General features: G+C 66.5%; 11 protein-coding genes. 5 read left to right on the top strand and 6 right to left on the bottom strand.

Going from position 1 to position 9,304, the window contains the following annotated elements; translation table 11 throughout:
- Window positions 1–9: 9 nt before the first annotated feature.
- On the bottom strand, window positions 10–963 hold the full coding sequence (locus ACLFMY_RS07170; RefSeq protein ID WP_410763931.1) for a LysR family transcriptional regulator: 954 nt from the start codon (window positions 961–963) through the stop codon (window positions 10–12).
- A gap of 189 nt (window positions 964–1,152) precedes the next feature.
- Between ACLFMY_RS07170 and ACLFMY_RS07165 the strand changes: the two genes are divergently transcribed.
- On the top strand, window positions 1,153–1,638 hold the full coding sequence (locus tag ACLFMY_RS07165; protein WP_410763929.1) for a DUF4124 domain-containing protein: 486 nt from the start codon (window positions 1,153–1,155) through the stop codon (window positions 1,636–1,638).
- Window positions 1,639–2,041: 403 nt separating this feature from the next.
- Window positions 2,042–3,748: a proline--tRNA ligase gene (locus tag ACLFMY_RS07160; protein ID WP_410763928.1), complete on the top strand. Its 1,707-nt coding sequence runs from the start codon at window positions 2,042–2,044 to the stop codon at window positions 3,746–3,748.
- Between the two features lie 148 nt (window positions 3,749–3,896).
- Here the strand turns inward: ACLFMY_RS07160 and ACLFMY_RS07155 are convergent, their stop codons facing one another.
- Genes ACLFMY_RS07155 through ACLFMY_RS07135 form a run of 5 tightly spaced genes read right to left on the bottom strand, consistent with a single transcriptional unit; the run spans window position 3,897 to window position 7,301 of the window.
- Window positions 3,897–4,694 carry an efflux RND transporter periplasmic adaptor subunit gene (locus ACLFMY_RS07155; RefSeq protein WP_410763927.1) on the bottom strand — a complete coding sequence of 266 codons (798 nt, stop codon included), beginning with the start codon at window positions 4,692–4,694 and terminating at the stop codon, window positions 3,897–3,899.
- The gene (locus tag ACLFMY_RS07150) at window positions 4,691–6,142 is read right to left on the bottom strand and encodes a TolC family protein (RefSeq protein ID WP_410763926.1); all 1,452 of its coding nucleotides are present in this window, start codon (window positions 6,140–6,142) and stop codon (window positions 4,691–4,693) included. Before ACLFMY_RS07150 ends, ACLFMY_RS07155 begins: the two co-directional genes overlap by 4 nt.
- 42 nt (window positions 6,143–6,184) lie before the next feature.
- Window positions 6,185–6,727 (bottom strand): thioredoxin family protein, encoded by a 543-nt coding sequence (locus ACLFMY_RS07145; protein WP_410763925.1) that lies wholly within the window; start codon window positions 6,725–6,727, stop codon window positions 6,185–6,187.
- A 56-nt stretch (window positions 6,728–6,783) separates the two neighbouring features.
- Entirely contained in the window at window positions 6,784–6,957 is a 174-nt protein-coding gene (locus tag ACLFMY_RS07140) for a TlpA family protein disulfide reductase (RefSeq protein ID WP_410763924.1), read from the bottom strand.
- On the bottom strand, window positions 6,954–7,301 hold the full coding sequence (locus tag ACLFMY_RS07135) for a redoxin domain-containing protein (RefSeq protein ID WP_410763923.1): 348 nt from the start codon (window positions 7,299–7,301) through the stop codon (window positions 6,954–6,956). Before ACLFMY_RS07135 ends, ACLFMY_RS07140 begins: the two co-directional genes overlap by 4 nt.
- 143 nt (window positions 7,302–7,444) lie before the next feature.
- Between ACLFMY_RS07135 and wrbA the strand changes: the two genes are divergently transcribed.
- The 3 genes from wrbA (at window position 7,445) to galU (ending at window position 9,304) form a co-directional block, all read left to right on the top strand.
- Entirely contained in the window at window positions 7,445–8,005 is a 561-nt protein-coding gene (wrbA, locus tag ACLFMY_RS07130; RefSeq protein WP_410763922.1) for an NAD(P)H:quinone oxidoreductase, read from the top strand.
- A complete protein-coding gene (locus tag ACLFMY_RS07125; RefSeq protein WP_410763921.1) occupies window positions 8,002–8,391 on the top strand; it encodes a DUF2069 domain-containing protein in 390 nt (129 codons plus the stop codon). Before wrbA ends, ACLFMY_RS07125 begins: the two co-directional genes overlap by 4 nt.
- 91 nt (window positions 8,392–8,482) lie before the next feature.
- Entirely contained in the window at window positions 8,483–9,304 is an 822-nt protein-coding gene (gene galU / locus ACLFMY_RS07120) for a UTP--glucose-1-phosphate uridylyltransferase GalU (protein WP_410763920.1), read from the top strand.

The raw sequence follows: 9,304 nt of genomic DNA, 5'->3' as shown, positions 1-9,304 counted from the left end.
TGGCAGGAGCTAGGCCTCCTCGCCGTTGGCCGTCTGCTGGATGACCTCCAGGTCATGCATGGGTGTGCTCTCGCGGCAATACTCGCGCGAGAACTCCAGCAATTGCTCCATCGCCGGCAAGCGGAACTTGTGGCGTTGACGAACGAACGAGAAGTCCCGGAACAGGCGCGGCGCCAACGGGACGGCCTTGAGCAGGCCGAGCTTGAGCTCCTTGGTGATGCCGGCCGACGACATGATGGAGAGTCCCATGCCTGCCTCGACGGCACCCTTGATGGCCTCGGGGCTGCCGAGCTCCATGCACACGTCCCAGCCCTCGGTCATCCCCTGCTCGTTCATGTAACTGATCACGACTTCGCGGGTACCCGAGCCTTCCTCCCGGCAGATGAACGGGTAGCTCATCAGCTTCTCGACCGGCACACCGTCGTCGGCATAGGCGGTCAGCTCGTGTTCCGGCGGCATGATCACGACCAGTTCGTCGCGACGGCATGTCTCCACCAGCAGGTTCTTGTTGGTCACGCTGCCCTCGACCAGCGCCAGGTCGACCACGTTGTGCTCGACCATCGAGACCACCGATTCGGTATTGCCGACCTTCAGTCGCACGGACAGGTCCGGGTGGTCCTGGCGGAAATTGCCCAGCAGGGCGGGGAGCATGTTCTCTGCCACCGTCATGCTCGCCCCGATGTTGAGCGCACCGCCGATCTCCCCGGTCATCTCCTTGACCCGTCGGTCCATCTCGTCGTAGAGCTCGAATATCCGTTCGGATATCTCGTAGACCGTGTGCCCGACGTCCGTGAGCGTCACGCGGTTGTGCGTCCGGTCGAACAGCCGGGTATCGAAGTGCTCCTCCAGCTGCCTCACCTGGAACGTCACCGCAGGCTGCGTCATGTGCAATGCCTCTGCCGCCTTGGTGAAGCTGAGCAGGCGGGCAACCGTGTTGAAAACCTTTAGGCGTCGATCGGCCATTGGCTAGTCTCGTATCCGGGTGGCAATAAACATTAATGGATAGTGTATCAAGGCACCTTGTGCTTTGCGACTGCCGGCCACCTCGCTCGGGTGGCCGCGCAGGCCGCGGGACTTTTCTGCCCCCGCGAACCGGTTTATGCTCAAGGGGTGAATGCCCAAGGCAACAGCAAACCATCTGGAAGAACCATCATGCAAGGAATCGCACCCCGCCTTCAGACCTTTCTTCGGCCGGCCATCGCCGCGCTGCTCGCCCTCGGGCTGGTGACCGCCGGCCCCGCCGCCGCGTCGACCATCTACAAGTCGGTCGACGAGAAGGGCAACGTCCAGTTCAGCCAGACCCCGCCGAAGGATCGCCAGTCGGAGGCCGTGGATTCGTCCTACGCCAAGCCGGCGGAACAGCCCGAGGGCGCCGAAGAGGACAGCGCCGACGCCAGCGATGACCCGGCCACCGATCCGTCCACGGAGGTGAAGGTGAGGGACAGCGAGAAGGCACGCGAGGCCTGCGAGAAGGCGAAGGAACAGCGTGCGGCGATCGCCAACGCGGGCAACGACCTGATGGTGCAGGATGACGAGGGCAAGTACCAGCCGATGAGCGAAGAGCAGCGTGCCAAGCGCATCGAACGCCTCGACGCGATCATCGAGGATGCCTGCGCCGGGGATGCCGACGAGGAGTGACGTTCCCTTCCGGATCCTGACCGCGCCATGCCACGGCACGCCGGGCGAGGAGTGGAGGAAGGCCTCCTTCTTCGCGACGTGGGCCGGGGAACGGACCGCCGTCCCGGTTCAAGCCGGACGCATCTCGATTGCCACCGCGGTGGGCGGCAGCCCAACACCTGGTCGGGCCGCCGGCTGAGGTGCAGGCGCATGCCGCCGGGCCGTACACATCGGCACCTGGCTCCGGCCGCCGCGCGACCACTCCCCCCTGCCCTGCCACTCGACGCTCCGACAGCCCGCCCGGTACAATCGCCGCGGTCCGAAGGACCTCACTTGCGCGGTTCGCATCTCACGTCCGGGAAAAGCACGCAAGGGCGGTTCGGCCGGAAACCCATCCATTTCCATCCAGCGAAGCGAGACATCCATGCGCGCCAGCCAATTCGCCATCAACACCATGAAGGAAACCCCGGCCGAGGCGGAGATCGCCAGCCACCAGTTGATGCTCCGCGCCGGGATGCTCAAAAGGCTTGCCTCGGGGCTCTACACCTGGTCCCCGGTCGGGCTGCGGGTACTGCGCCGCGTGGAGGCGATCATCCGCGAGGAAATGGATGCCGCCGGTGCGCTGGAAGTGCTGATGCCGGCGGTGCAGCCGGCCGAGCTCTGGGAGGAATCCGGTCGCTGGTCGCAGTACGGGCCGGAACTGCTGCGCCTGACCGACCGTCACGGGCGGGAGTTCTGCTTCGGCCCGACGCACGAGGAAGTGATCACCGACTACGCCCGCCGCGAGCTCAAGAGCTACCGCCAGCTGCCGGTCTGCTTCTACCAGATCCAGACCAAGTTCCGTGACGAGATCCGCCCGCGCTTCGGCGTGATGCGCGCCCGCGAGTTCATCATGAAGGACGCCTACTCCTTCCATGCCGACAGCCGGTCGCTGGGCGAAACCTACGACACCATGTACACCGCCTACGGGCGTATTCTCGATCGCATGGGGTTGGCCTGGCGCGCCGTGGTCGCCGACACCGGCTCGATCGGCGGCAATGCCTCGCACGAGTTCCACGTCCTGGCCGACTCGGGCGAGGACGAGATCGCCTATGCCACCGACGGCGACTATGCCGCGAACGTGGAGATGGCGCCGACCTTTCCGGCCGACAAGCCGCACCCCGCCCCGACGGAGGCCATGACCGAGGTGGCGACACCCGATGCCCGGACGATCGATGAAGTCGCAGGACAACTGGACGTGCCGGCAAGCCGCACGGTCAAGACGCTGCTGGTCGTCGGCACCGAGGCCCCGGCCGTGGCCCTGGTGCTCCGCGGCGATCACAGCCTCAACGAGATCAAGGCCGCCAAGCACCCCGCCGTCGCCGACCCGCTGACCTTCGTCGACGAGACGAAAGCCACCTCGCTGACCGGCGCGTCGGTCGGATCGATCGGTCCGGTCAACCTCGACATCCCGGTAATCGCCGATTACGCCGCGGCCGCCCTGTCGGACTTCGTCTGCGGCGCGAACCGCGACGGCCTTCACCTGACCGGCGTGAACTGGGGCCGTGATCTTCCCGAGCCGGACACCGCGGACCTCCGCGAGGTGGTCGAGGGCGACCCGGCCCCGGGCGGCCAGGGAAAGCTGGCCATCTGCCGAGGCATCGAGGTCGGGCACGTCTTCCAGCTGGGCGACAAGTACAGCCAGGCAATGAACTGCGAGGTGCTCGGCGAGGACGGCAAGCCGCTGGTGCCGCTGATGGGCTGCTACGGGGTCGGTGTCTCGCGGATCGTTGCGGCGGCCATCGAGCAGAACTTTGACGATCGCGGCATCATCTGGCCGCAGCCGATCGCGCCCTTCACCCTGGTGATCGTGCCGATCGGGGCGAACAAGGACGCCACCGTCATGGAAAAGGCCGAGGCACTGCATGACGATCTGCGTGCCCGGGGCATCGACGTGATCCTCGACGACCGGGGCCTGCGTCCCGGCGCCGCCTTCGCCGACTGGGAACTGATCGGCGTGCCACTGCGCGTCGTGGTCAGCCCCCGCGGGCTCGAGGCGGGCCGGTACGAGGTGCGTCGCCGGGATGCGGCCGAGAACGAGGAAATCCCGGTCGACCAACTGTTCGACTGGGTGCAGGCGCAGCTGAACTGATCCGTCAACCGCAGCGGGCCGGAGCCAGGCGAGAAACCCTGCCAGACAAGGGCCGGCCCGGAGCGCGCCATGGCGCCGGCAAAGGCGCACGGCTGACACTCATGGAACCCCGGGTCGCCGCAGCGGCCCCGGCGAGCAGGCGGAAGAATCAGTTCCCGGGAAAATCGATCTCGATGCGCTGACCGGCCCGCCAGTCGAGCCCGTCGGTGTCCAGCCCGACGGAAACACGGTAGCGGACGTCATCCTGCTGATCGTGCTCGGCCGCAATCGCCTCGACCGATCCTGAACGACGCTCCCCGCCCCGCATCACCGTCATTTCGTCGCCCAGTTCGATATCCCCCAGTCGGTCGGCATCGACCACGGCGCTGGCCACCAGGCGGTCGGCCCGGGCGATCTCGATCAGCACCGGCGGAGTCAGACGCGGCGAGATCACCTCGCCGGGCGAGGCATGCACCGCCAGCACGCGGGCATCGAACGGGGCCTCCAGCGTGGCCTGCTCGCGTTCCCAGCCGCGCAGCCCGTACTCGGCCTGACCCCGGTCGCGCTCGCCGCGGGCCCGATCACGCTCGATCAGCGCCACCTCTCTCTCGGAATCCGATGCGGAAGTGCGGTCGTAGAGAGCCTGCACCCGCTCGGCATCCAGTTCGGCCTCCGCGGCCGCGCGCTTGAGACCCGGGATCTCGGCGGAGATCATCTGCTGACGAAGCCGAAACGGCGTCTCGTCCAGCGCCATCAGCACCGTTCCGGCCTCGACGCGTTCACCCGGCCGCACGGACAACGTCTCGATTACGCCCTCCACCGGCGTGGACAGGGCCGTTCGGTCGGCGAAGGCGAGCCGGCCCTCGACCTCGGCGGCCTGAACGAACCCGACGCCACCGAGCCCGAGGAGCGCGACAGTCATTCCCGCCAGTGCGGGGCGTAGGGGCGACAGGATGGCAGCCTTCATGATGTTTCCTCCGTGACTTGATCCTCGCCCGAGTTGTCCTCGGGCTGACCCAGCAGTACCGCCTCGATCGATCGATTGGTGAGCAGGGCGTATTCGGCCCAGCGAGTCGCCAGGTCGTAGGTGGTCTTCATGCGTTCGAACTTTGCCATCGACATCTCCGCCATGGCGTCGCCGAGGTCCGTGGCCTTCTCCATCTGGTAGAGCGTCTGATTGCGCGTGAAGTTGAGATCGGCGTAGTTCTCCATCGCCTGCATCCGCGACAGACCGACCGATTGCTGCAGGCGAATCATCTCCACCAGCTCGGTGGCATAGCGCCGCACCGCCGCTTCCCGTTCGGCCATCTCGGCGACCACGGCCATGCGTTCGGCCTGGGCCGCGCCGATCTCGGCGTTGCGAGCCCCGCCACGAAAGAGCGGGAACTCCAGGTAGACGCCGGCCCGGAAGGGGTCACGCGTGGCGCCCTCGCGGGTGTAGTAATCGGCATTCACCTCGGCATGCAGGCTGGGCAGATTGCCCGAGCGGGCGGTCGCCAGGTCGGATTCGCTCCCGTCGTACTTGCGCCGCAACGCGTTGAGATGCAAGTCCTCGGCCAGGGCCGTCTCGATCAGGTCACCCACCGCCGGCACCTCGCGTTCGAACAGCGCATCCAGCCGCGGCTCGCGGAGCTCGCGGGGGAGCTGGTCAGGCCGCCCGGCCAGTTCGGCCAGATGCCGCCGGGTCAGCCGTCGTTCCGCATCGGCACGAGCACGCTCGAGCAGGATCTCCTGGTAGTCGCGCTCGAACCGTGCCAGGTCGTAGTCCGAGGTCTGGCCCAGTTCCTGCCGGTCGCGGGCACGGTCATAGCGGATGAAGAGGATCGCCATGCGTTCGTTGATGGCCTGGTAGCGCTGGTCGGCCAACAGGACGTCGAAGTAGGCGCGCAGGAGCGCAAGACGCTGGCGTTTCTCTTCCCCCAGCAGGGCCAGCCGCTCGCCGTCGAGACGGGCCTCGGCGGCTGCTTCGCGGTCCTGCTGCCGCCCGAAGTCGAACAGCTTCTGGCGCAGCGACAGGCCCGCCTGGTGATCGTCGTGCTGGTCGTTCTCGACGGCCACATCCCCCGGCTCGACGTAGCGCAGCCGCCCGTTGACGCCGAGCTGCGGCCTGTTGTCGGCCTGCGTCAACTGCCGTTCGGCGACACGCTGCTCGTAACGGGAACGTGCGGCCAGCACGCCGTACTGGCTGTCGAGGGGAAGCGAGAGGACGTCGTCCAGCCCTAGCGGCTGCGGCAACGGGTCAGGCGTCGCCAGACGCCCTTCCGAGACGTCAGGCGGAGGTGGCAGATCGCCGGCCCGCACCGGCGCGATGGCCGACACGATCAGGAACGCGAGCCCGAGGACCGTGACCGAACTGCCCGCGCCGGGCCTGATTACCCGGCGGGCCGGGTTGTCGAACATATGGCCGAATGACATCGACACCGCCTCCCTGCTGATGCGCTGACGTTGGTTACCGATCTACTGCTTCTTGTACTTGAAGAAGTTCATGCCCGGCTCGCTATAGGCGCCGGAGACGAAAAACTCCATCAGTTGCATGAACTCCTTGCGGGTCTGCGTCGGGCCGGTGTAGCGGACGACCGGCTCGCCCTCCTTGTCGAAGAAGATCATCACCGGTGTGGCCCTCACGCGGTATTTCTTGAAGGCGAAATCCTTTTCCTTCATCTCCTCGCCGTCCGGGGCCGTCATCACCACGTCCCCCTCGATGTCGATGCTGACGGTCACCAGGTTTTCCTTGATGTACTCCTGGATCTCGGGATCGGTGAACACCTGGGTCTTCATGCGATGGCAGAACGGGCATTCGTCCATCTCGAAGAAGACGAACACCCCGGCCTTGCCCTCCTCGCGCGCTGCCTCGACATCGGCCTGCAGGTCCTTGAACGGGTCGTCCCAGAAATCCTCGAGATCCTGCGCCTGTGCCGTGCCGACCGACAGCAGAGACAGCAGCAGGAATACAGCCCCCATCCAGCCGGCAACCGTCATGTCTCCGTTCGTTCGCATCATTCACTCTCCTGTCCTTGAACCGTCACATGCGCCTGGACGCATAACATGCTAACAGTCTAGTCCACGCGCCGGGATTTCAACACGTTCTCGAGAATCTCGCGCGTCACCGGCCCGAGGTACTCGCCGTCGACCGTGCCGTCGGGACCGATGACGAAGGTGATCGGCACGCCCTCGACGTAACCGAAGCGGCTTGCCTCGCCGGGGGTGACGTTGAGGGCCGGGTAGGTCACGCCATGTTTCCCGATGAACTCGGGCAGACGCTCGGCGTCGCGGAACATGTCCATCGCCAGCCCCCAGCCCCCCAGACATGCACGCCCTCATCCCGGTGCGCCTCGTGGAAGGCCTGCAGCTCGGGCAGTTCCTGGACGCAGGAGGGGCACCAGCTCGCCCAGACGTTGATAAACACGATGTCCCCGCGCAGGTCGGCGAGATTGCGCGGCTCCCCGTGCACGTCTTCCTTCTCCAGGACCACCGGCGTGTCCCGGGGCGAGGCCGAAGCCGACTCGGCCATTACCGTTCCGCCCAGCGCCAGCAGACCGGCGACCAGCATTCCCGAAACCCATCGATTCGACACAGGTCGGCCTCCTGTGAGGTCGTATGTCGGTGGCACCCGAGCGTCTTCCCCTGCGGAAAGGCGCGACGGCCACCCACTCGCCGAGGTTATTGCTAAACTGCCCACCCGGCAACCACCCCGCACAGGGAGACACTGGCAATCTCGTGGATGTCCTGATCCTCTATTACAGCCGCAACGGCAACACCGAAAATCTCGCCCGGCAGGCGGCCCGCGGCGTGGAAGGCGTCGAGGACATGACCGCCCGCCTCCGACGCATTCCCTGCCCCGACGGCAGGCAACCCGAGCAGGGGGATCCCGAGGTCACCCTCGGGGACCTGCGCGAATGCCGGGGCGTGCTGCTGGGCAGCCCCACCTACTTCGGGGGCATGGCCTCGGCGGTCAAGCGCTTTCTCGAAGACACCAGCGGCCTGTGGTTCCGCGGCGAGATGGTGGGCAAGCCGGCAGGCGTGTTCACCTCCACCGGCTCGATGCACGGGGGCCAGGAAACCACGCTTCTGTCGATGATCGTCCCCCTGATCCACCACGGCATGCTGATCACCGGCATCCCCTACCAGCACCCGGAACTGGCGCATACCCAGACCGGCGGCACGCCCTACGGGGCCAGCCACACGGTCAACGACCATGCCACGCTCAGTCGCGACGAACGCGAGCTGACCCGGGCGCTGGGGGCGCGGGTAGCCGAGATCGCGCGACACCTGGCATGAGTGTACTCGGCGGACGGACGGAAGAAGGCCTGCCGCTGCTGCCACTGAAGCTGATGGCGGTGATGCAGGGGCTGATCGTCATCGGCTACCTGGGGCTGCTTTTCGCGGGCAGCGCGGAGATCCGTCCGGGAGCGGTGACCACCCTGCTCATGCTCGTGCCGGCCGTCGCCGTGGTCCCGGGGCTCTGGCGTGGCCATTACAAGACCATGGTCTGGGCGGCGCTTTTCGACCTGTTCTATCTTCTCGTGGCCGCCACCGACGCCTGGGCGGTGCCGGCGGACCGCGGCTGGCACCTGCTGATCGCGATCGTGGCGACCATCGGTTTCCTTGCCGCCTGGTGGCACAGCATCAGGCGACGACGCCTGCTCAAGTCAAGGCGCAGGTGACCTCGCCCGGCCAGGAGACCGGCCGGGAAAGGCCGCCAGTCGCATTTTCACGTTTCACGCAATTCACGCAGTCAAGGACAGAGGTTTGACGATGATCGAAAAGTGTCTGTTTCCCGCCGCCGGGTACGGCACCCGCTTCCTCCCGGCCACCAAGGTCATGCCCAAGGAGATGCTGCCCATTCTCGACCGGCCGCTGATCCAGTACGGCGTCGAGGAGGCCTACGAGGCGGGCATGACCCAGATGGCCATGGTCACCGGGCGCGGCAAGCGGGCACTGGAAGACCACTTCGACGTCAACTACGAGCTCGAGCACCAGATCCGCGGCACCAAGAAGGAGTCCATGCTCGCCTCGATCGACCGGCTGATCGACAACTGCACTTTTTCGTATACCCGCCAGCTGGAGATGCTGGGGCTCGGCCACGCCATCCTCACCGGCGAGCGCCTGATCGGGCGCGAGCCCTTCGGCGTGGTGCTCGCCGACGACCTCTGCGTGGGCGAGCCGGTCGGCATCCTCGCGCAGATGGCCACGATCTACGAGCGTTACCAGTGCAGCGTGGTCGCCGTCGAGGAGGTCCCCGAGCACGACATCCACAAGTACGGCGTGATCGGCGGCAACCCGATCGAGGACGACGTGATCCAGGTCACCGACATGGTCGAGAAGCCGGCCGCGGCCGATGCGCCGGGCAACCTCGCGATCATCGGTCGCTACATCCTCACCCCCGACATCTTCGATATCCTGCGGCACACCGAGCCGGGAACCGGGGGCGAGATCCAGATTACCGACGCCTTGCGCGAGCAGGCCGAACAAGGCAAGGTGATCGCCTACCGGTTCAAGGGACGGCGCTTCGACTGCGGCAGCCCCTCGGGTTTCGTCGCCGCCACCAACCACTTCTATCACCTCAGCACGCGATGA

Origin of the sequence: Guyparkeria sp., assembly GCF_046545975.1 — a bacterium.
GTDB lineage: Bacteria > Pseudomonadota > Gammaproteobacteria > Halothiobacillales > Halothiobacillaceae > Guyparkeria.
This window is presented reverse-complemented; position numbering and strand designations above follow the sequence as displayed.

Coding starts and splice junctions, on each gene's coding strand:
- ACLFMY_RS07145 (WP_410763925.1), bottom strand. CDS start 6,727: ATGATGCGAACGAACGGAGACATGACGGTTGCCGGCTGGATGGGGGCT.
- ACLFMY_RS07125 (WP_410763921.1), top strand. CDS start 8,002: ATGAGTGTACTCGGCGGACGGACGGAAGAAGGCCTGCCGCTGCTGCCA.
- ACLFMY_RS07165 (WP_410763929.1), top strand. CDS start 1,153: ATGCAAGGAATCGCACCCCGCCTTCAGACCTTTCTTCGGCCGGCCATC.
- ACLFMY_RS07160 (WP_410763928.1), top strand. CDS start 2,042: ATGCGCGCCAGCCAATTCGCCATCAACACCATGAAGGAAACCCCGGCC.
- galU (WP_410763920.1), top strand. CDS start 8,483: ATGATCGAAAAGTGTCTGTTTCCCGCCGCCGGGTACGGCACCCGCTTC.
- ACLFMY_RS07155 (WP_410763927.1), bottom strand. CDS start 4,694: ATGAAGGCTGCCATCCTGTCGCCCCTACGCCCCGCACTGGCGGGAATG.
- ACLFMY_RS07170 (WP_410763931.1), bottom strand. CDS start 963: ATGGCCGATCGACGCCTAAAGGTTTTCAACACGGTTGCCCGCCTGCTC.
- ACLFMY_RS07150 (WP_410763926.1), bottom strand. CDS start 6,142: ATGTCATTCGGCCATATGTTCGACAACCCGGCCCGCCGGGTAATCAGG.